We start from the raw sequence: 22,788 nt of genomic DNA, 5'->3' as shown, positions 1-22,788 counted from the left end.
TTTCATTTCTGAAGTTATACACTATCCACCATTTGTAATATCACTCAAAAATTACTCAATTGAATTATTTGCATGATAATTGCTCACAAATATACAGCTAAATAAATAAAGGAATTAAATATAATGAAAGTAACCGTTTTTGGTATTGGTTATGTGGGGTTAGTGCAAGCAGCTGTATTGGCAGAAGTCGGTCACCAAGTTGTTTGTGTTGATGTGGACCAAAACAAAGTGGACAACTTGGAAAAAGGGATAATTCCTATTTTTGAACCAGGTTTGACGCCTTTAGTTAAGTCTAATTTTGAAGCTGGAAGAGTTAAATTTACCACTGATGCCAAAGCAGGGGTAGAGCATGGTGATGTGATTTTCATTGCCGTAGGTACGCCTCCTGATGAAGATGGCTCTGCAGATTTAAAATATGTGCTTGCGGTAGCGAAAACGATTTCTGAAGCTATGAATCAACATAAAATTGTGATTAACAAATCAACGGTTCCTGTTGGTACTGCGGATAAAGTGAAAGCTAAAATTGCTGAAGTCCAAGAAGCTCTTGGCAAATCAATTCCTTTCGATGTGGTTTCAAACCCAGAATTTTTAAAAGAGGGCGCTGCAGTCAATGATTGTATGCGACCGGACCGTATTATTATCGGTACTGACAGTGATGGTGCAGAAAAAAAGCTAAGAGAGCTTTATGCACCATTTAATCGCAACCATGACAAGATTATTGTGATGGATATTCGTAGTGCTGAATTGACCAAATATGCTGCTAACTGCATGTTGGCTACTAAAATCAGCTTTATGAATGAAATGGCTAATTTAGCCGAGGTGTTTGGTGCTGACATTGAAAATGTGCGACTGGGCATAGGTTCTGATCCACGAATTGGCTATCAGTTTATTTATCCTGGTTGTGGTTATGGTGGTTCGTGTTTCCCCAAAGATGTGCAAGCGCTCGCTCGTAGTGCAAGTGAGGCTGGTTACACCGCCAAGATTCTTGAGTCGGTTGAAGCGGTTAATTACAAACAAAAAGAAAAGTTATTCGAATATATCTGCCGTCATTTCAACAATGATTTGAAAGGCAAAACTGTCGCCATTTGGGGGTTGTCGTTCAAACCCAATACAGATGATATGCGCGAAGCGTCTAGTCGTGTTTTGATGGAAAATCTATGGGAAGCTGGCGCAAAGGTACAAGCCTACGACCCTGAAGCGATGGAAGAGACACAGCGTATTTACGGTGTACGTGATGATTTGAGTTTAACAGGTACTAAAGAAGCCGCACTTAAAGGTGCTGATTTCTTGGTTATTTGTACAGAGTGGCAGGCGTTTAGAGCACCTGATTTTGAGCTAATAAAACAGTCGTTATCTGAGCCATTGTTATTTGATGGACGAAATTTATTTGAACCTTCGTTAATGCAGGAATACGGATTGCATTACTACGCCATAGGTCGTGGATTATCAATAAAGGAACGTTAATATGAGTCAGGTTAAAAAAGCAGTCATTCCAGTTGCAGGACTGGGGACGAGGATGTTACCAGCAACAAAAGCTATTCCAAAGGAAATGTTGCCAGTAGTCGATAAACCACTGATTCAGTACGTGGTTGGGGAATGTGTTGCCGCAGGTTTGAAAGAAATTATATTAGTAACTCATGCGAGTAAAAACAGTATCGAAAACCATTTCGATACCAGTTTCGAATTGGAAGCCACATTAGAAAAACGTGTTAAACGCCAATTGCTCGAAGCGGTGCAAGCTATCTGCCCTAAAGATGTAACCATTATGCATGTGCGTCAAGGCGTAGCGAAAGGCTTGGGCCACGCTATTCTATGTGCCCGTCCAATGATAGGCGACAACCCTTTTGCTGTTGTCTTACCTGATGTCATCATTGACGATGCCGCATGTAATCCGAAGAAAGATAACTTGGCTGATATGGTGGCTACTTTTAATACCAGTCAGGTAAGTCAAATCATGGTGGAAGCGGTGCCTGATGATCAGGTTCATAAATACGGTGTGGTTGATTTAGCTGGAAAAGAGCTAGGTGAAGGTGAGTCAGCTAAAATCCATAAGATGGTAGAAAAGCCACCTTTGGAAGAAGCGCCTTCTAATTTAGCTGTTGTTGGTCGTTATGTTTTATCTGAAAGTATTTGGGATGAATTGGAAAAAACTCAGCCAGGTGCTGGCGATGAAATTCAACTCACTGATGCCATTGATACCATGATGGAAAAAGAACAGGTTGATGCATATTACATGACCGGTAAAAGCCATGATTGTGGAAGTAAGTTAGGTTATATGAAAGCCAATATCGAATACGGCCTGCGCCACGAAGAAATTAAAGATGAGTTTCTTGAGTTTCTGAAAGAGACGATTAAATAATACTGAAATAACTTAATAATGGCGCCAATTTGGCGCCATTTTTTTTATTTCACCGAAATAGATGTTTTCAATTTCTCTAACATTCGATTCCCAATGCCTTTAACGTTGGTGATATCTTCCACACGCTTGAAGCTGCCATTGGCTTTTCTATAAGCGACTATGTCTTGCGCTTTTTTTGAACCAATACCAGGTAAGGCTTCTAAATCGTCGGCTGTTGCTGTATTTAAATTGATAGGTGTTGACTGAGTTTGTAACTGAGTCTTCGCAGTTTCAACTTTTTGATTTAAACTTTTCGCTTGAATGGTTAGTGGGCTGCTTGCTAAAAAGACTGCACAAGCAACTACTAAAGTAGGTAAGAACTTTTTCATATAGATTCTCCGTGTTCATTTTTAATCCGTTAGTGCTTAATTTGCACGATTTAAAATTAGTCCGGCTTTGAATACATGTAAAGTCTAGTTTTTATATGAATGAGGATAGGCGAAAAAAAAGCTGGAAAAGTTCCAGCTTTCAAATTCACCATAAATAAGTGTTTAAAGTCTATCTAATACCGCTTGAGTAAAGTCTGTGGTGCCGTGCTGGCCGCCCAGATCTCGTGTGGTGCGATCACCAGATTCGATAACGTCTTTGAGGGCATTACGGATTTTTTCAGCTTTATCACCCATCTGTAAATATTCAAGCATTTGTACTGAGGCAAGAATAACAGAGGTTGGATTCGCTAGGTTTTTACCTGCAATATCTGGTGCTGAGCCATGTACCGCTTCAAAAATGGCACAGTCTGAACCTATGTTTGCACCTGGTGCCATACCTAAACCGCCCACGAGGCCTGCACACAGGTCGGATAGAATATCACCAAACAAGTTGGTGGTTACCATGACATCAAATTGATGTGGGTTCATAACCAATTGCATACACGCATTGTCAACGATCATCTCTGTTGACTCGATATCGGGATATTTATCGGCTATTTCTCTGGCTACTTTTAAAAACAAACCTGATGTTGATTTTAAAATATTCGCTTTGTGTACTGCAGTAACTTTTTTACGTCCTTCGCGGCGAGCTAACTCGTAAGCGAATGTGATAATACGTTCTGCGCCTTTGCGCGTAATGATACTCTTTGCTTCGGCTTCTGTGCCGTCGTCTGAAACCACTTGCCCTAAGCCTGAGTACATTCCTTCAGTATTTTCTCTGACGGTAATGATATCAATGTCTTCGTAACGTGCTTTGGTACCTTTAAAAGACAAAACTGGACGAACGTTTGCGTACATCTGGAACTTTTTACGCAAGCTAACGTTAATAGACGTAAAGCCTTCTCCCACTGGCGTTGTCAGTGGACCTTTTAACGCAACTTTGTTCTTTTCAATAAGATCTAAAGTCTCTTGCGGTAACAGTTCGCCGTGATTCTCCAGCGCCATTAAACCTGCATCGGCAAAATCATACGCAAAGTCGCAGCCAACTTTTTCTAATATCTGTAGGGCAGAATCGACGATATCAGGTCCGATACCATCGCCTTTGATAACGGTAATACGTTGTTGTGTCATGATGAATTCCTATTTTACACTTTGAGGGCTGGGTATTTAACCGGCGTCTAGACTGAAATTTAGGGGCGGATTTATACCATTTTTTCAGTTAATTTTCCACGTATTACCGCCATTTCACCGTTATTCCAGCAGATTTTTTGAATTTTAAGGTAAAGCGCAGTAACTGTGACTTTGTTGTAGTGAGTTAGCTAACAATTCACTAACTTTTTGTTCATTTAATTTTAAAAACCTTAAGCTGTTAGTATAAAAACGTTGCGATACATCATTTAATTGGTGTTCGGAAAAATACAGTCGTCTGGCTAATAGAACACTCAAACCTAGTGTTACTGTCAATGTGTTAAGAATCGGATTTTTCGACAGTTCATCGGAATCCTGACTATTTGCCATTATTGCATCACTGTATAAAGTGGGTTGTTGCCAAGCTTGGCATAACTTTAGGCTGTGATTGCGTAACGTTTCGGGATTACGAAAATCGAATAAATAGCTAATGTCTTGTTGGCGCTCTTGACGCCGAGTCCATTGAGTACGGGTTTTTAGTGCTGGTTGGGTGAATAAGCCACTGCAGGCAAAACACAACAATGTTGATGCTTCCTCTGAAGATACATGTTGATTTTGTGCGCTGAGGTTGGCTGCAATTTGACAGGCCAATCGAATAAATTGCGTAAAGTTTTGTTGCAAGGGGAAATGACTTTGATTCAATCTCAATAACAAAGCTTGTTGAATAAGCATTGAATTTGCTTTCACGTAACCGTGCATCATTAAACCATGCTTTACCTGTTGCACTGGTAGCTTATTTCTATTCGAAATTGTCGCTGTTTGTTTTAGGTAATCAGCAAAGGCGGGCTCGGAACTAATTTGCAATGCTAATTTGTCGATATCCACTGAACCGCTATTAAGGTGCTTTTGAACTTCCAGCAATAATGTAGGCGGTTTGTCTAATGGGAAGTTATCTTCTATTGGGTAGATACAATCGCTTTTTTCAATTTGCCAATTGATATCCCACCATCGCTGAATTTGACTAAAGCCAGTCACTGTTTGTGTCGCTGATACCCGTTGAATATTGTCGTTAAATACGCGCTTCAATTGGGCTTTCTCATCTCCTTTTGAATTAATCACAATTACCAGTACTTTATCTTCAGATACACTCAACACAACCGCAGGCTGCTGTTGATCAAGCTTTACTAGCGTGCCGGGACAAATCAGCGTTGGATATTGGAGCAATCCATTTAAGCTATTCAAGTAACTCTCTGGACAGGTTTGAGTCAGTTTTCGGATTGCACTGGAGAAATGCACCGGCTTTTTTACCTCACTGGGAGTAACTTGCGTTGCAAGTTGATGGGCCAACAAAATAACCTGTTGGTTTTTAGTCAGATCTTTTGGCCAACTCCGGTTATTTTCAAATTTAGAAAAAAGGTATTTGTAGACTTGATACCCATCCATCCAAGTTTGTAGATTAGCTCTGTTAAGAATTTGCAATAGTCGAACGCTTTTCCGGTGGTGGGAAGGCCGTTGGTTTTGTTGATAAAACCCTTGTAGATCTTCCTGACGTTCACAATAAAGAGTGAGTATGCAACTCAATAATTGTTGGCAGCATAAGTCGTTGATGCGTGCTCGGTTACAAATGAGTGCACAATAGACTAGGGTGTTAAACGTTAGATTATTTAAAAAACCACTTCTAGATTTGTACAGAAGCGGTTGGGCGACAAAAACATCAGGCGAGAGTTTAAATGCAGATAAAAAGTATTCAGAAACTTTGACAATGCGTTTAATTTGCTCAGGTCCAACGGGGTTTTGTCGCACTTCTTCAAGTACCGTGGAAACCTGCCCGAATGCTTTTAACAAGCTCTGCGTTGGCATTAATTAACAAACACTAATAAATGCATAAAAGCCACTAGAGTTTTAAGTAACTTTGATACGTGCCTTCGCCCCAGGCAATTAACTTTTCATCTTCAAACAAAAGTGGGGTACATTCGTCTTGGGTGGTTATGCCATCCGATTGGTTCCAAGTCGTGCGGTAAAACATGACCTGTAATTGGGTATCTCCCACCAGTTTGGCTTCACTAATGTCTGGTGGCCCTAATAATTCGACGATCCCTGATCTAAGGTCGCCTATTTTAATTTTGGTCAACTGGACCTTATTGTACTCCTGACGATCTTCCCATCCCATACTGGATGTATCATCTGGATTAAACAATATCAGCATTACAACTAGCGATACGTAGATAAATACGCCAATTCCGATACGTTGTATTACTTTACTATTCATAAACTTTTCTCAAACTCAATTATCCTCATTTTAATCAAAATGCGGCGATGAATAAAGGCCACTAAACGTGAAAAACGGATGGCTTAACTTAGGTTATTACTTGGTAACACGGGCTATATTCACTGCCGGGTAACTTCATTCGTTGCTGTTTTACAAATGATTGCAATAGGGTGTCTAGCATACTCATTAATTTAGGATCGCCGTTAATTTTAAACGGTCCATGTTGTCTTATTTGTTTAATCCCTTCTGATTTCACATTTCCCGCCACAATTCCTGAAAATGCTTTGCGCAGTGCGGCAGCAAGTTCGGCTTTGGGTTGAGAAAAATGCAAATTCAGTTCTTGCATGCTTTGATGAGTCGGCTCGAAGGGTTTTTGAAATTCCGGTTCAATTTTTAATAGCCAATTAAACAAATATGAATCACCAGTATTGCGTCTGTGTGCACGTACTTCTAATTGTTTGCTTTTTATTTTTTGCGCGACCTTCACGGCATCATCAACAATAATTTCATATAGAGCTTGTGCTTCTGGTCCCAAGGTGGCACCCACAAACTTGTCGATTGATTCAAAGTAGTCTTTACAATGGGCAGGTCCAGTTAGAATGATTGGGACAATTTGCTCTCGATTATCTTCATTTAGAAGCACACCGAGCAGATATAACAATTCTTCTGCTGTCCCTACGCCGCCAGGGAAAATCACAATAGCGTGGGCAACACGCACAAATGCTTCCAGACGTTTTTCAATATCAGGCATGATAACCAGTTCGTTGACGATAGCATTGGGCGGCTCTGCGGCAATAATGGATGGCTCTGTCATACCTAAGTAACGGCCGGTTTTGTAGCGTTGTTTGGCGTGTCCAATTGCGGCGCCTTTCATCGGGCCTTTCATCGCCCCTGGACCACAGCCGGTGCAAATATTCATTTCTCGTAGGCCAAGCTGGTATCCCACTTCTTTGGTGTATTTGTACTCGACTTCGCCAATTGAATGACCGCCCCAGCACACAACCATATTAGGATCGCTGCCCACTTTAATGACTTCTGCGTGGCGTAACATGTCAAACACTAAATCGGTTAAATCTCGCGATTGGGATTCATGAACTTCATCAAGCTTATATTTCACTCCCATGTGCAGAATATCTCTGAGCACGGCAAATAAATGTTCATGAACACCTTTAATTAATTGTCCGTCCACGAATGCCACTGCTGGTGGATTGACTAATTCAATTTTAACTCCGCGTTCGCGCCTGATTAGGTTGACTTCAAAGTTCTCGTAGGGTGAAAAAAGTTGCTCGGAATTGTCTTCTTCTACACCTGAATTCAATACAGCTAAACAACAGTTTCTAAAAAGTCTATACAGATCACTGTTTACCGATTGTTTGAGTCTATCTACTTCGTACTGTGACAGTTGGCTTAGGGGCCCAACTGGGTTTAATTGTATTGAAAGCATAGATTGTCCTATTTTAATTTCTTACTGACGCGCTTGTCTTGAAATGCTGTAAGCCGATTCGAAGTCACTTCTAAAAGGATTAATGTCGAGCCCACCACGACGGGTGTATCGCGCATAAACTGTCAATTTAGATGGTTCGCAAAAGTGTTTAATATCGCGAAAAATTCGTTCTACACATTGTTCATGAAACTCATTATGCATGCGAAATGAGATGAGGTAACGCAGAAGTGATTCTTGGTCTATTTGTGCACCAGTGTAACGTATCATGATACTTCCCCAATCGGGTTGATTGGTGATCAAACAATTGGATTTTAGTAAGTTACTGTACAAGGTTTCACTAACTTGCTTAGCGGTTACCTTCAATGCCGAGGCATCTAATTGATAATCGGTAAACTCTAAATCTTGGTCATCAATATTTTGGCCAGCCATTTCTTGGATTTTCTGGGCTGCGAAATCCTTGGGTAAAATCACTTTTATCTGAACCGGTTTTCCAGCGCAGTTTGACAAATCAGACTGCAAAGTTTGAGTTAACTGTTCAACTGACTCAACTTTAGATTGGTTGAAACTGTTTAGATATAATTTGAAGCTTTTTGATTCAATTAGATTTGGCGAGTCACAAGGAACGATACATTGCATGATTGCGACTTGGGGTTTACCTCGCAGATTAAGCCATGAAAGCTCATAACCGTTCCAGATATCTTCGCCGCTAAATGGCAGTTTATCGGTTAAACCAATTGCTTGCCGGCTTAGACTGCGCGGAACTGCCTGAAGTAAATCGGGGGAATAGGTTTGCACATATTCTACTGTCTTACCTAATGTAAGGTTTTCTAGTGCCGGAGACGAATTACGTATCTCATCGGTTTTATTTGTCATTTAGCCTTCTCGTTATACAATACTTCTGCAGTATACCTTAAGTGTTGATTTATCTTAGGTATCTGTACTTTTGACCGGTTTTGTTTGCGTATTATCGCAGATAATTGGTATTCACCTTGATTGTTTCAAGTCATCTTAAATTTAAATATAAGGAAGTGTAGTCTGTGAGCATTGATTCGGCACTACAAAATTTTGTTTCTGAATATGTCGATTGTCATCAACGCAATCAGCACCCGTTAGTTATTCAGTATGATGAAAATTGGCCATCAAAATGCTATCAACAAACCGGTGAGCAAGATGAATGGGTTCCTTGGATACCCGTCAAACAAACAAGTCAAAAGCACTTCGAGCACTTTGAGCAAGCCCTTGAAATTAAGATGGATGAACAACTTAAGGAGTACTATACCTGCTTTTGGAGTGATAATCTAAATGCTAAAACGGCACGGGGAAACTTGCAATTGTTGATGCCGTGGAACGACGAAGATTTTGAGCGTTTACAGCAAAATTTAGTTGCCCATGTATTGATGAAAAGACGTTTAGGTCAACAAGATACATTGTTCTTTGCTGTTACTGACGAAGATGATTTTATTGTCAGTGTACACAATGAGTCTGGGAGAGTAATGTTAGAGCAGATAGGGTTAGAGCCCCAAGAAACCTTAGCGGACTCATTAATCGAATTCATCCAGCAGTTATCACCACGCCTGTAGCATGGCCTTCAGGCCATGGGATAAATCAAATCTCCCGCGGGGTTAAAACACCCGCCTACAGGCCATGGAATAAATTAATCCATCGCCGTTGTAGCATGGCCTTCAGGCCATGGTTTTTTACGGTTGCACCGCGGGGCTAAAGCCGCCGCCTACAGGCCATGGAATCTATCTAATCTCCCGCGGGGTTAAAACACCCGCCTACAGGCTATGGAATAAATTAATCCACCGCCGTTGTAGCATGGTCTTCAGGCCATGGAATCTATCTAATCTCCCGCGGGGTTAAAACACCCGCCTACAGGCTATGGAATCTATCTAATCTCCCGCGGGGTTAAAACACCCGCCTACAGGCCACGGAATCTATCTAATCTCCCGCGGGGTTAAAACACCCGCCTACAGGCTATGGAATAAATTAATCCACCGCCGTTGTAGCATGGTCTTCAGGCCATGGAATCTATCTAATCTCCCACGGGGTTAAAACACCCGCCTACAGGCCACGGAATCTATCTAATTTCCCGCGGGGCTAAAGCCGCCGCCTACAGGCTATGGAATCTATCTAATCTCCCGCGGGGTTAAAACACCCGCCTACAGGCCACGGAATCTATCTAATTTCCCGCGGGGTTAAAACTCCCGCCTACAGGCCATGGAATCTATCTAATTTCCCGCGGGGTTAAAACACCCGCCTACAGGCCATGGAGTAGGGCTGTGCAATTATTTTTGCAGGGACTGGGTTAAATTCAATACTTGTTGTTCCAATGACTCGATGCGCTTTTCCAATGTAACAATATGCTGCATTAAATCATTTGGTTTTTGAGGCGATGCTTCCTCAACTGGTGTAGAAGGGAATTGATCTGGATCGTCTTGCCAGCGTTTTAGTACATCAATGATATCCCGCAATGGTAACGGACGATTTGAGGCCTTTTTAATTAATGCCACACTGGGAACTTTCCCGTTGGATTTTAAGTTCTTACATAGTGACGCAATATACTGAAACTGATTAGACATGATGAAAAACACTAATATTTAGCGAATGTGCCTATCTTAGCGGTATTGGTAATCACATGCATTAATTTTTTTATATATAAAACAATAAGTTAAATTTTGGCCTCGATTTTGTATTGTGGAATGCTAATTAACAAACATAAATACAACACCAAGGAAACTAAAATGAAAAAAACGCTTGTTGCTGCAGCATTAGTATTACCACTGACATTATCTGGATGTGTTATATCGGTTGGTGGGGAAGGGGATTACTCATACCAATCGGATTGGGAACAAAAAGAACGTAAAAATAGAAAGGCGATTGCAAGACTGGAATCCAATACAGCCATCGAAGATATTAGAAGTCGCATGGGCACGCCAGATTTCAGTGAACTATATCAACAAAATAATGATGAAATAAATGTTTTGTTTTATCGCACCCAGCGTCGCGAAGGTGATGGTGTCACAACTAAAGATGAATGCACGCCTTTGGTGTTCAAAAATGGTAATTTAATTGGTTGGGGCGACTCTGCTTACAACAATATCTAAGCTTCACTTTTTCTGCTACGCCTAGTTTGGAAGCAGCAGGCCAAGCCATATTCTTGGCCTGCTATTAATATTATCGTAGTCGATTGTCTAGCTGATCGATCAACTCAGTCCATTCCGCATCTTCAAAAAAAGATTGTCTAATAAAAGTCGATTGAGCCTGTGTCCAAAAACTAGCTTCTTCTAGTTTTGTCGATTTATCCAATCCTTTGTGCTGAGCTATAAAGTTTTCAATTGACTCCTCGTCATTGGCTAAACCTAATTGCAGAAACAAATCCTTTAACTCTAAATTTTCAGTTAGCATTTAATGTCTCCTTGATGGAATTCTAAACTCGAGTTGTGTTGGCATTTCATGTAGATTGGTACTTGTTGTGAAAGTTTGGATTACTTGTTCTCACTGAGTCAATCTAGTTCATTGTCATTCGCACCCTTTCACTGCCTCTACTTAAGTCTTGGGGGGAAAAGACTATAAATCAACCTCATCTAGCCAAAATAGTAAAATTAGTTTGCCGTTATTTTTAATGAGTTGTTAACAATTGGTTAATAATTATGTAGAGTGAAACTTCCTAATTGAAGAGAGTCGAACTATGTCAAATACTGCACAAGACATAAATCCGCTAGATAAAATCAAAGCTGTTTATCTGGCCGCTGAAGATTTAAAAATTGCCGCATCAATTTTATATCAAGCTTATCATGATGATCCGCTGTTTTTAGATATATTCGATTCTGAGAAGGAAGGGTATGAATCCCGTTTAAGGGGCGCAATTAGAGAAGAGTTAAATGCCTTTTGGACCGCTAAACAGCCAATGATTGGTCTTTTTGAAGATGAACGTTTATTGGCAGTAGCATGTATGATTAAACCTGATAGTGCGTTCAACCCCGACCGATTTTGGCATTGGCGCTTAAAGATGTTGCTTACCGCTGGTTATATAGGCACCAAGCAAATGATCGAAAAGGAACAGCGGGTAAGAGAGCGTATTCCCCATGAAAAATACCATATGTTGTCGTTTATTGGAGTGCATCCAGATCATCAGCACAGAGGTCTTGGACACGTTTTAATGAGTGCGATTGATAGTATTGTGCTAGAAGAAGAAAAAAGTGAAGGTGTTGGGGTTTATGTCACTCTACCTAAATGTTTGTCATTCTTCTCCGACGGAAAATATGAACATATTGATGAACTAAAAGTCTCACGCATAACTGGGCAAATAATGTTTAGACCTCGGTCAGAGTAAAAAACCGCGGAATTTATTCTAAAGGGTAAAGTAACCATCTTGCATTGTTTAGTCTTACTTTACCCTACTAATACCGTTTCTTATTGTCATTTTCAGCAATCTAAAATCCGCAAAATCAGTAAAATTTTAAATTCATTTTCATTAAATCCATTAGGTTCAAATTCTAGAGTAAGAAAATAACCTTTTTATTTGTAAGATATTTCGTACATGGCTGTAGGTCTTAAGCGGAATAAACACTTAGGGTAAAGCTTACCTTTTATTTAACTTTATGAATTTAAAGGCTTATTTTTCAAAATGTAGACTTTAGTATAATGGCTTACAAAATAAAGCTAGATTGGGTACTAGTAGAAACTTTTAATTGCTTTATCTTATACCTCGTCACAGGGAAATACGACGGGTCAGGAAGACTTAAGGAAAGCCAGAAGGACACTTTCATTGGATGAAAGAAAATGGTCAGGATGAGCATTTAGTAAAGGACTACAAACTCAAGGATAGATAGGGAAGACGAAGGACAATCTTAAGGATGAGAAATGCTGTAAGTAAGGATGTGCAGCTAAATAAGGAATAAAGGAAAGGGACTCACTTAGGAAGAGTGACTCACTTAAGGATGAGCGAGAATAGAGGGAAAGGGGCGTATACGGATGTTGACCGGGATGGTTTAATAGCGAAGGAAAGCTGAGAGGGATTCTCAAAATTCTGAAAGGTGTGTCTAATTTATTAGACACACCTTTTTTATTTTATTTGTTTAATGCTTCTTGTCGATCCACTTGAGTAAACCTTGCTCTAAATCTTCGATGATTATTGGTTTACTGATATATCCATCCATCCCAGCATCAAAGCACTTTTCCTTATCTCCTTTCATTGCATTGGCGGTTAACGCGATAATCGGAATGTTCGGATCAAAATTTACACCTTGGTATCCACGTATTATTCTACTGGCTTCGTAGCCATCCATTATTGGCATCTGGCAATCCATTAGTACAATATCAAAAGGAGTCGTCGCTCGGCTCAACTGTTCAATTGCTTCCATACCGTTATTTGCTAACTCAGTAATACAGTCTAATTTTTTAAGCATTTCCTTTGCTACTGCTTGGTTAATCGCATTGTCTTCGACTAACAAAATACGCGGCACTGCTTTTGATGGACTGGTAGCATTGTGTCGGGTTATTAATTCAATTTGTTGTTTTCTTGTTTCTGATTTAATGAGTTTTTGATTACTAATTTGGGTAATTGCAAAAAACAAATCGTCATTTTTAATGGGTTTATGAAAGTATGCATCAAAACCTATATTTTTAAACTTCTGAGCATCTCCTCGTCTTGCACTCGCTGTCATTAAAATCATATTCAACGATGCAAACCTTTCATCACTTTTAATCGCTTTGCCTAATTCTGTGCCATTGATACCAGGCATATCCGCATCGATAATTGCGATATCTATTTTGTCTCTAATTTCACAATGTTTACGCAGTGTTTTTAACGCTTCAGGAGAATTTTGGGCTTGCACAACCTTAATTTTTTCCGATTCCAGAATGGATGACAAAACGTCTCGACTGGTTTGGTTATCATCCACAACCAGCACTTTCAATTGCGCTAGATTTGCTTTGGATAAATCGTATTTTTGCGTGTTATGCTTATTTACAGCAGGCTCAAACTGAAGGGTAAACCAAAATTCAGAGCCTTTTTGCCATTCACTGTTAACCCCAATTTCGCCGTTCAATAACTCTACCAGTTCTTTGGCGATGGAAAGACCCAAACCCGTGCCACCAAATTTGCGCGTGGTTGAGGCGTCTAATTGACTAAACTTGTGGAACAGTTGTTGTTGTTTTTCTTTGGAAATACCCATTCCAGAATCTATCACACAAAAGATCAGTTTATTTTCACTGGTCAAATTAACTTTAATAACGATTTCACCTTGTTGGGTGAATTTGATTGCGTTACTGGTTAAGTTTGTGAGTATTTGCCGTATTCTGCCAGGATCACCTTGAATCCATCTTGGAACACTTGGGTGCATGGAAAATATCAGTTCCAAATGTTTGTCTTCTGCTCGAATTGAGAAACTCTCTATGAATTTATTCAGCATTTCATGCAGATCAAATTCTATATTTTCGATTTCTAACTTACCGGCTTCAATTTTTGAAAAGTCTAAAATATCATTAATTAAGGTCAGTAAAATGTGACCACTACTTTGCGCCAACTCTGCATATTTTAACTGTTGTTCTGACAACGGCGTATTTAGCAGAAGATCATTCATACCAATAATGCCATTTATGGGAGTTCGAATTTCGTGACTCATATTCGCTAAAAAGTCGCTTTTGGCCTGACTGGCAACTTTTGCTTTTTCCTCTGCTTCTTTTAATTCCGTTATGTCTTGAAATGCGCCTCGTAAAATAACCTCACCTTTTTGGTTATGCTCTCTAAACCCGAAAGACTTCACCCATATTTTTTTGTTATTTGCGGTGATAAACGGCAATTGAAAATCGAATGGGATGTTGTTAGTTACTGCTTCTGTTAATGCATCTTGTACTTTTTGACGGTCTTCTGGCAGATAAAAATTAATCGCATTTTCAACATCAATTTTGCTACCGATGGGCAGTTCATGAATGCGATAAACTTCATCAGACCAATATATCTCGCCCGTTGTGAAATTCACTTCCCAAGCCCCTAATTTGGCTACTTTTCCAGTGGCCATCAATAACGAAGCACTGCGCTCTTTTTCTTCCTCAATGCGCTTAAGTTCAGTGATATCTCGCCCTATAAATAAAAAGCCTTCAACATCTTTGTCAGCATTCATCACTGGGGTTATCGTTAACTGAATTGGAATTAGCTTGCCACTCTTGCTTATAAATTGAGTTTCAAATTCGTCAGCAATCCCTTGTCTGGCGGAATAGGTTATTGACGCCATTCCTGATGGGATTTCTTTACCGAGCTTGGTGCTGAGGTGTTTGGCATGAACTGCTAATGACTCTGATTTAAAGAACAACTCTGGGGTTAATAGACCAACGACCGAACTTCGATGATGTTCAAGTGTCTTTTCTGCAAAGTTATTGTAAGTGATGATATTGCCCGATAAATTGGTGGACATAATGATCAGATTGGCACTATTTAGAATAGCGTCCTGCATGTTACTGTAGTTTACGAGCTCGAGTTCTTGTTGTTTAGATTTTGTAATATCTGTGGCAACAACTATGATTCGAACGATTTTGTCGTTCTCAAATAGCGGTTTTATATTTGCCCGAAACCAAAGAGTTTGACCTTGTTTATTATAATGAATTAACTCGTAACTGTGGCCCTTGCCATTAGCGATTGCTTGTTTGATTTTAAGCACCGTTGAGGTGTCTGTTTGAGGACCAAACAAAAACTCTTGAGGGGATTTACCGACGATTTCCGCTAGGGTGAAGCCACTCAATTTGATAAACGCCGGATTAACCCATTCGATTGTCATATCTGGGTTAAATATCATGATCGCGTTTTCGGATTCTTGCACAATGCTGGCTAAAAACTCATTTTCCGCTTTGCTTTCTAGTAGTTTTTGTTGGGTTTCATATTGCTCCGTTAAGTCAATATTGATACCCGTAATTTTAAGTGGGCTGTTGTCGCCTGTGCGTATAACCTGACCAAACGCTTGAATGTATTTTTCTTTTTCAGTTGCGGTTTTAATTCGAAATTCAGCTTCATATTTATTGTTTAATTTATTGGCTTGCTGAAATTCGTTGATCGCCATTTCTCTATCTTCAGGGTGGATAAATGAAAACCAATCTTGTATGTCAGTTGAGTAATGCTCTGGAGATACGTCGTACAATCGACACATCTGCTCGTCCCACACCATTTGTTTAGAAGAAAAGTCATATTGCCAAACACCAATGCCCGACTGTTTCGCCACTTCATACCTTGCCAATAGATTTTTAACGATGGTTTGAGCGGATAGCAGCTTTTTCGCAGGGCTGAAGGAAATGACCACACCTTGGAAATCATTGTTGGATAATTCATCGATTAAAACGGTGACATAACTAATGGCGAAAGTTGGGGTTGAAATAGCGATGGGATCGCCGTCATTTAATTCAAAGTGTAGGTTAAGTTCGTGGGGAGCATTTAACTGCTTAAATAATTCGACAAAAATAGCTCTGCTGTGATCTAAGGTGAAAAGCCCATCAACCGGATTGCCAATTATTGATGAGGTATCAACATCAAATAATCGCCGCGCCGCGTTGTTTAAATTGGCTACTTGGCCGGTGGTATTGCAGACTATCATTGCAATGGAACTTTGCTCGAATAATGATTGAGCTACATCAAGTTTCCAATTATCTTTTTTTGTCACGTTCAAATATCCTATAAGAGAATTCTCTACCCCTACCATTATAGATAAAGAATTCTTTTTTACGGTAAATACAATCAGTTTGTGTTTACCCTCTTTTACAACCAATCCAAATTTAACATTAGTGCAAAAGATCGTGTTATTGAGACCTGTCAATTTATTGAAAACAAATAATAATGACTAATCCATTTACAATACTCATATTGGCTTAAAGTTTGCCTTAAAAACACCTAAAGTTCGCAAACGGGCTAAAATTATTTAAATAAGTCTGAAAATCGCTAAGTTTGCGTCAATTGAGTGCAAAAAAATTCAACCTGAGAATAAAAAGGAGCAAAATGAAAACCCAAGTCAGTGCACATTTAACGCGGATTATTGCGGTCACTCTTGTTTTTGTTTCATTGACGGTAGTGGCCAAGTCTGATCTTGAATTACTTGTTGATGAAAATTTCAAAGAAACAATTTTACTGCACAAAGAACTGGTAAGTATTCCCAGTTTGCCTGCGAATCCTGAACAGATGCTTGAGAATATTCACTGGGCTGAAGCGCAATATAACAACTTGGGGTTCAAAACGACTTTATTAGAAACACCTTCGTTACCTATTTTGCTGGCGGAAAGAGTCTTTGATCCAAGTTATAAAACCATATTATTTTACTTTCACATCGATGGACAGCCTGTTAATCCAGCAGCTTGGGTGCAAGCAGATCCATTCGTACCTGAGCTGAAAGAACAAGACGCAAGTGGTGAATGGCGCACTATCGATTGGCAAACATTAAATCAACGTATTGACGATGAGTGGCGTATTTTTGCGCGTGCGGCTGCTGATGATAAGGCGCCTATAACAATGTTTCTCAGCGCCCTTAAAACTCTTGAGATGCAAGGGGAAAAGCCCAAAATCAACGTTAAAGTTATCTTCGATCCAGAAGAAGAATACGGTTCACGTGGGTTACAGTCCACCTTGAACAAATACAAAGCGCGTTATCAGGCCGATTATTTTATCGTGATGGATGGCCCCGCTCACGACTCTAATAAACCAACAGTCACATTTGGTTGTCGCGGCATAGCGACTGCTAGTATCACAACTTTTGGCGCTAAACTGCCGCAACACAGTGGACATTTTGGTAACTATTCTCCCAATCCTGTGTTTACTTTAGCGAATCTTCTGTCGTCTATGAAAGATGATAATGGTCGAGTGTTAATTAAAGATTATTACCAAGGAATAGTGCTAAATCCAGATACGCAAAAGCTTCTCAACGCAGTCCCCTTTGATGGCGAAAAAGTAAATCAAGCGTTAGGTATTCATTCCGCAGAACAGGTAGGCGCTAATTACCAGCAAGCATTGCAGTATCCATCACTTAATGTGCGTCAAATCGGTACATCTTGGAAAGGTGAGGGATTAAAAACGGTGATCCCTGAATATGCTACCGCTAACCTTGATGTCCGCTTGGTTCCAGAAACGCAAGGGGCAGTGCAGTTGGATAAGATTAGAAAGCATATTGAAGGTTTAGGATATTACGTCATTGATCGTGATCCCACCGACGCTGAACGACGTGAATATAAAAAAATTGTTAAATTCAATGGTTCAAAAGGGGTGAGTGCGTTTAGAACTGATCCAGATTCCGATTTCGGCTTACAGGTAAGAGCGAGCCTTGCTAAGGGCATGGGCGAAGAACCAGTGGTTATTCGTATGATGGGAGGCACGGTTCCGATTGTGCCAATCATAAATGCGCTGAATATTCCCACGGCGATTGTTCCTATGGTAAACATGGACAATAACCAACACAGCCCGAATGAGAACATCCGAATCGGAAATATACGCCAAGGCATTCATATCTCATTATCGCTATTGAACTCGGAATTTTAAATTAAGCAGTGGCGGCACAGTTTCTCGTCATCAATGTCATTCAGTTGATAGTTTAATCTAGTGTCGCAATAATTTTCACTGTGACAATATTGGTAACTGTGGCGTTTGTTAATTACAATAGCGAAAATTTCTACTAAGAGGTTAACGCTTGTCGAACGCTCGGGTGACTGCCCCCCCATTTAAAATGTCTTTCTTACTGCCCCAATACTGGCCTGTTTGGATTGGTGTGGGGGTGCTCTATAGCATTTCATGGCTGCCTTACCGATTGCAGATATTTATTGGTAAAGGAATTAGCTTTTTATTAAAAGTTTTTGGTAAAAAGCGTGTTGCCGTTGCCAAACGTAACCTCGAATTGTGTTTTCCAGAGAAAACTGAAGAGCAGCGAGCTGAGATACTGGCTAAAAACATCGAGTATGCTGGCATGGCAGTCCTTGAGTCGAGTATGGGATGGTGGTGGCCAGATTGGCGGGTTAAGCGTCATGGGCAAATCGAAGGCTACGAGCATGTGCAGGCGATTTTAGATAAAGGCAAAGGTGTCTTTGGATTAGCTATCCATAATATGAATTTAGAACTAGGATGTAGAATAGCGGGTTTAAAAAATCCTTCAGTGGCATTTTATCGAAAACACAATAATGCGTTGATGGAATACATGCAGTATCACGGTAGGGCGCGTTCTAATAAGTACATGATTCATAAACGTAACGCCAAAGGATTAGTCAAGGCACTAAACCAAAAAGAAGTCTGTTTCTATTTGCCAGACCAAGATTATGGGCGTCATTTTAGTGAGTTTGTCCCTTTCTTTGCGGTTGAAGAAGTGGCCTCCACTAAAGGAACCATACTGTTTTCGAAAAATTCAAATAGCGAGATGGTGTTTATTGTATCGTTGCGCACCAAAGATGGTTATAAAGTCAAATTCGTACCAGGACTTAATAATTTTCCGTCTGGGGACGATAAACAAGATATAACTAGAATTAATCAAAAAATTGAAGAGTTGGTTAGTATTGCTCCTGAACAATACCTTTGGATGCATAAACGTTTTAAAACGCGTCCCCATGAAGATGACCCTTCGTTATATGATTAACCATTTAACTTGGAAATGAGGCTCGAAATATGAGCAAGAGAACATCGAACTTTCTGTTTTGGATTAGGCACATCGGCTTAGCATTAGCGTTGATTATAATTGCCGCGATAGTTCTCAATTTTCAACGTTTTAATATGTCCAGCCCTAAACCTGAAGGGCAGTCAGAGCAAAAAAGTGTTTCCCAAGGTATGACTGACTTTTATGCTGCTTACCGGATGTCTTCATCGAAACCCTTTGAAGATGATATTGGTGATTTTGTGTTACCTGTCAATCCCCCCAAACAGCCCTTAGAAGAACGCTTGAAAAAAATGGAAAGTATTCAAAGTAATATTAATCCTAGGTGGGTTGGAGAACACAAGTATCGAAGTTTTCGAGCGGGTAGCACCCTTCGAGAAGCAATTACCAATTATGCTCAATCTGAGGGGATGCAAGTATTGTGGGAGCTGGATAAAGACTTCATTATTAAAAGTCAGTTCCAATTAGACGATACCATTACAGGCTCAATTGCCGAAATAGCCAGTGCTGTAAATGGCAGTTTTGAAGGGGAAGTCAAAGCTTATATTTGCCCCAAACAACGTTCGATGATTGTCACTCAAGAACTCAATGAGTATGTTCGGGAAAATTGTACTTTATTAGAGTAAGACGTGCCCTTTAACATCATATAAATTGAAAATGCAATGATGTTAAAGGGCTAACATAACTACGCTAATTACTTAGTTCAAATGTCGCATCCCAGATCTGTTTTACATTTTTTTGGTGTTCTGAATACTGGCTTTTATCGACTAAATTGTCTTTTTCTAACAAGGTTAATCTGTGAGAGCGGTTGCGGTAATCTAAGTAAGCTTCTTCTAGTTGTGTTTTACACTCAGCACTAATGCAATCAGCTTGACACAATTGTTCCAGTAATCGAATGTTATCAGACCAATCTACCATTTTAGGAAAATGCTGGGCATTTTTGAGCACCCAAAATTGCACTAAAAACTCGATGTCAGCCATAGCTCCAGCGTCTTGTTTAACATCTAACCAGTCCTCGTTTCCTTTATTTAAATGATCGCGCATTTTTTGCCGCATCTTTGCAACATCCTGTTGTAGAATTTGGTTATCTCTGGGGCGGCACAAGATATCCCGTCTAATAGCCTCAATGCGCTGGGTAAATTCTACCGTGCCATTTACTACTCTTGCGCGGACTAGAGCTTGGTGTTCCCATGTCCACGCTTCCTGCGATTGGTATTGTTCAAAGCCATTTATATGACAAACCAGCAAACCAGCATTGCCGGATGGACGCAAGCGCATATCGATATCGTACAATTGACCTGATGGCGTTTTGGTCATGAATAAGTGCATAATACGTTGCGCTAATTTCGTGTAGAACTGGTTGGCTTCTATTGATTTAGTACCATCGGTGACGGTCTGTGAATCACATTCGTGAACAAAGACCAAATCCAGATCTGAACCATAACCTAACTCTATTCCGCCTAGCTTGCCGTAGCCTATTACTGCAAACTTTTTATCTTGTTCAGAACTGCCTTCAGGAACACCATATTTTTCCTTCATTTGTTCCCAGGCCATATTCACCACTTCACTGATAATTGCCTCGGCTAAATAGGTGAGATGATCACTTACCTTCATTATGGGTAACACACCGGTGACATCTGCGGCTGCAATTTTAAGTTGCTGGATTTGTTTAAATTGCCTTAGGGTTTCCATTTGCAGTTCAAGATCATCCGGCTCTACTCGCAACAGTGATTGGCGCAATTCATCTGGGTATTCATGCAATTCTGTGGGGTGATATAACAACGCTGGGTTGAGGAGTTCATCCAGTAAAATTGGATATTTTGCTATTTGTTCGGCTATCCATGGGCTTGCATAACACAGTCTGACTAACTGATGCTGCGCTCCTTGATTTTCAACCAGTAATTGTAAATAGGTGGTTCTTCTTAAAACCGTTAATAGAATATGATTAATTCGGTCGAGTAACACCGATAATTCACTGCCATCTATATTCGATTCATCGAGGCTAATAATGTTCGCTAACAACTGCGGGACTAAAGTATTCAAGGCGACAATTGCTTTTGGTGATGGATGCTTTTTCTCAACCTGACTTTTTAATTCATTGATGTGTTGTGCAAGTAATTGCGAGGTTTCTGGTGAGGCCAATTGATCAAATAAATCTGATATTTCTTGTATGCTCAGATCTAACTTCCATGCATCCATAAATGCACTAATGTGAGTCAGGTCTTGGTCATCATTGTCACTTGGGGTATCACCAATTAACATTTGAAACTGCTGATTTATCCAACTGCAATGCTTACTCAATTGTTGCTGCAATTCAGAATAATCATTGCATTGCATAATACTACTAAGACGCTCTTCATCTAACGCTGTTTCTGGCAATACTTGGGTTTGTTTATCTGCAAATTGTTGCAGACAATGTTCAACTTTGCGCAAAAACAAGTAACTTTCTTTAAGCTGCAAGGATTCTTTTTCAGGTAACAGATCTAACTGCGTCAACTGCTCAAGGGTGTAGAGTAAACTTGGAAATTGTAAACGCGGCTCTCGACCACCTTTGATAAGTTGAAAACTCTGCGCAATAAACTCCACTTCACGAATCCCGCCAGAACCCAGTTTAATATTATTGGTCAATCCGCGACGTCTAACTTCTTGATTGATTAACGACTTCATATCTCTGAGGGAGTCGATAGCACTGTAATCTAAATATCGTCGGTAAATAAAAGGTTTGAGTATGTCGTGTAATTCTTGTGCATATTCAGATTGATCGTTGAGGATGCGAGCTTTGACCATGGCGTAGCGTTCCCATTCGCGACCTTGTTCTTGATAGTAGTCCTCAAAAGCCGCCAAGTGCATGACTAAGGGGCCGCTTTCACCTAGGGGACGTAATCGCATGTCTACACGAAACACTTGCCCCTGCTGATTGGTGTGGTTCAGGGCATGAATAAGGCGTTGTGCAAGTCGGCTAAAGAACTGCTGATGCTCTAGGGATTTTTTGCCATTATCTATTTCTCCTTTGCTTGGGTAGCAAAAAATCAGATCTATGTCGGAAGAAAAGTTGAGCTCTTTGCCGCCTAACTTACCCATCCCTAAAATTAATAGTGGCTGGGGCCCAAAGTCGCCCATAGGGGTGCCATAACGGGCACAAAAATTATCATATAACCAAGAATAGGCTCCGTTGATGAGAGTATCTGCCAACTCCGAGGTAAGGGTTAATGAACGTTCAATGGATTGTAGATTTAGTAAATCTAAACCTGCAATAGCCATCATTTGTTGTTTTCGAAATATCCGCAAACAATCCAACAGTTCAGGCTCGCTGGTTACTTTTTCTAACTGCTCTGCTAGCCATTGTTTATATTCAAAATTCTGCGTGGGATTTTCGAGTGTTTGTATGAGTGGCTCTAGCTTCAGTGGATCAGCAAGTAAGGCGTCACTGATAAAGTCACTTAATCCTAGAAGCTGTTTTATCTTTTTCTGAATTGCACTTGGTTGCTGTTCAATAGCGGATATTTCAGATAACTGTTGCCAGTTTTTTTCAGCGGTTTTATTTACCAACGGGAAAGAAGTATTCATAGTGATTG

The 22,788-nt window shown here is 40.2% G+C and carries 18 protein-coding genes; 8 read left to right on the top strand and 10 right to left on the bottom strand.

Annotated elements, in window-relative coordinates; all coding sequences use genetic code 11:
• Positions 1–123: 123 nt before the first annotated feature.
• Both VUI23_RS14745 and galU read left to right on the top strand, forming a co-directional pair.
• Positions 124–1,464 (top strand): UDP-glucose/GDP-mannose dehydrogenase family protein, encoded by a 1,341-nt coding sequence (locus VUI23_RS14745; protein WP_216048070.1) that lies wholly within the window; start codon positions 124–126, stop codon positions 1,462–1,464.
• 1 nt (position 1,465) lies between these two features.
• Complete coding sequence (gene galU / locus VUI23_RS14740; protein ID WP_303498875.1) at positions 1,466–2,359, top strand: UTP--glucose-1-phosphate uridylyltransferase GalU; 894 nt, start codon at positions 1,466–1,468, stop codon at positions 2,357–2,359.
• A gap of 44 nt (positions 2,360–2,403) precedes the next feature.
• Here galU and VUI23_RS14735 read toward each other — a convergent pair whose 3' ends face one another.
• The 6 genes from VUI23_RS14735 to queF all read right to left on the bottom strand — a co-directional run bounded on the left by VUI23_RS14735 (position 2,404) and on the right by queF (position 8,480).
• Positions 2,404–2,727 carry a ComEA family DNA-binding protein gene (locus VUI23_RS14735; protein ID WP_216048072.1) on the bottom strand — a complete coding sequence of 108 codons (324 nt, stop codon included), beginning with the start codon at positions 2,725–2,727 and terminating at the stop codon, positions 2,404–2,406.
• Between the two features lie 162 nt (positions 2,728–2,889).
• Positions 2,890–3,897: an isocitrate dehydrogenase gene (locus tag VUI23_RS14730; RefSeq protein ID WP_303498879.1), complete on the bottom strand. Its 1,008-nt coding sequence runs from the start codon at positions 3,895–3,897 to the stop codon at positions 2,890–2,892.
• Between the two features lie 144 nt (positions 3,898–4,041).
• On the bottom strand, positions 4,042–5,754 hold the full coding sequence (locus VUI23_RS14725) for a hypothetical protein (RefSeq protein ID WP_342804819.1): 1,713 nt from the start codon (positions 5,752–5,754) through the stop codon (positions 4,042–4,044).
• A gap of 34 nt (positions 5,755–5,788) precedes the next feature.
• Positions 5,789–6,163 carry a DUF3192 domain-containing protein gene (locus tag VUI23_RS14720; RefSeq protein ID WP_216048075.1) on the bottom strand — a complete coding sequence of 125 codons (375 nt, stop codon included), beginning with the start codon at positions 6,161–6,163 and terminating at the stop codon, positions 5,789–5,791.
• Positions 6,164–6,251: 88 nt separating this feature from the next.
• Positions 6,252–7,607, bottom strand: a complete 1,356-nt coding sequence (gene ppnN / locus VUI23_RS14715; protein WP_216048076.1) for a nucleotide 5'-monophosphate nucleosidase PpnN — start codon at positions 7,605–7,607, stop codon at positions 6,252–6,254.
• A 21-nt stretch (positions 7,608–7,628) separates the two neighbouring features.
• The gene (gene queF, locus VUI23_RS14710; protein ID WP_342804818.1) at positions 7,629–8,480 is read right to left on the bottom strand and encodes an NADPH-dependent 7-cyano-7-deazaguanine reductase QueF; all 852 of its coding nucleotides are present in this window, start codon (positions 8,478–8,480) and stop codon (positions 7,629–7,631) included.
• A 164-nt stretch (positions 8,481–8,644) separates the two neighbouring features.
• Between queF and syd the strand changes: the two genes are divergently transcribed.
• The gene (gene syd / locus VUI23_RS14705; RefSeq protein ID WP_216048078.1) at positions 8,645–9,187 is read left to right on the top strand and encodes a SecY-interacting protein; all 543 of its coding nucleotides are present in this window, start codon (positions 8,645–8,647) and stop codon (positions 9,185–9,187) included.
• A gap of 708 nt (positions 9,188–9,895) precedes the next feature.
• Here syd and VUI23_RS14700 read toward each other — a convergent pair.
• Positions 9,896–10,189 carry a hypothetical protein gene (locus VUI23_RS14700; RefSeq protein WP_216048079.1) on the bottom strand — a complete coding sequence of 98 codons (294 nt, stop codon included), beginning with the start codon at positions 10,187–10,189 and terminating at the stop codon, positions 9,896–9,898.
• 162 nt (positions 10,190–10,351) lie between these two features.
• On the opposite strand from VUI23_RS14700, the gene VUI23_RS14695 reads away from it, so the two are divergent.
• A complete protein-coding gene (locus VUI23_RS14695; RefSeq protein WP_216048080.1) occupies positions 10,352–10,714 on the top strand; it encodes a DUF3192 domain-containing protein in 363 nt (120 codons plus the stop codon).
• Positions 10,715–10,784: 70 nt separating this feature from the next.
• Here the strand turns inward: VUI23_RS14695 and VUI23_RS14690 are convergent, their stop codons facing one another.
• A complete protein-coding gene (locus tag VUI23_RS14690) occupies positions 10,785–11,015 on the bottom strand; it encodes a DUF2789 family protein (RefSeq protein ID WP_342804817.1) in 231 nt (76 codons plus the stop codon).
• A 283-nt stretch (positions 11,016–11,298) separates the two neighbouring features.
• On the opposite strand from VUI23_RS14690, the gene VUI23_RS14685 reads away from it, so the two are divergent.
• A complete protein-coding gene (locus tag VUI23_RS14685) occupies positions 11,299–11,943 on the top strand; it encodes a GNAT family N-acetyltransferase (protein ID WP_342804816.1) in 645 nt (214 codons plus the stop codon).
• 745 nt (positions 11,944–12,688) lie between these two features.
• Here the strand turns inward: VUI23_RS14685 and VUI23_RS14680 are convergent.
• On the bottom strand, positions 12,689–16,258 hold the full coding sequence (locus VUI23_RS14680) for a response regulator (protein WP_342804815.1): 3,570 nt from the start codon (positions 16,256–16,258) through the stop codon (positions 12,689–12,691).
• A gap of 332 nt (positions 16,259–16,590) precedes the next feature.
• On the opposite strand from VUI23_RS14680, the gene VUI23_RS14675 reads away from it, so the two are divergent.
• The 3 genes from VUI23_RS14675 (at position 16,591) to VUI23_RS14665 (ending at position 19,839) form a co-directional block, all read left to right on the top strand.
• A complete protein-coding gene (locus tag VUI23_RS14675) occupies positions 16,591–18,117 on the top strand; it encodes a M20/M25/M40 family metallo-hydrolase (protein WP_342804814.1) in 1,527 nt (508 codons plus the stop codon).
• A 148-nt stretch (positions 18,118–18,265) separates the two neighbouring features.
• Positions 18,266–19,198 (top strand): LpxL/LpxP family Kdo(2)-lipid IV(A) lauroyl/palmitoleoyl acyltransferase, encoded by a 933-nt coding sequence (lpxL, locus tag VUI23_RS14670; RefSeq protein ID WP_303498890.1) that lies wholly within the window; start codon positions 18,266–18,268, stop codon positions 19,196–19,198.
• Between the two features lie 29 nt (positions 19,199–19,227).
• Complete coding sequence (locus VUI23_RS14665; RefSeq protein WP_216048086.1) at positions 19,228–19,839, top strand: TcpQ domain-containing protein; 612 nt, start codon at positions 19,228–19,230, stop codon at positions 19,837–19,839.
• A gap of 64 nt (positions 19,840–19,903) precedes the next feature.
• On the opposite strand, the gene glnE is transcribed toward VUI23_RS14665, so the two are convergent.
• On the bottom strand, positions 19,904–22,780 hold the full coding sequence (gene glnE / locus VUI23_RS14660; RefSeq protein ID WP_342804813.1) for a bifunctional [glutamate--ammonia ligase]-adenylyl-L-tyrosine phosphorylase/[glutamate--ammonia-ligase] adenylyltransferase: 2,877 nt from the start codon (positions 22,778–22,780) through the stop codon (positions 19,904–19,906).
• Positions 22,781–22,788 lie beyond the last annotated feature (8 nt).

The sequence above is a fragment of the Alteromonas sp. M12 genome, assembly GCF_037478005.1.
In the GTDB taxonomy this organism is placed as follows: Bacteria; Pseudomonadota; Gammaproteobacteria; order Enterobacterales; family Alteromonadaceae; genus Aliiglaciecola; species Aliiglaciecola lipolytica_A.
The sequence above is the reverse complement of the archived record's forward strand: the minus strand, read 5'-3'. Positions and strand labels throughout refer to the sequence as shown.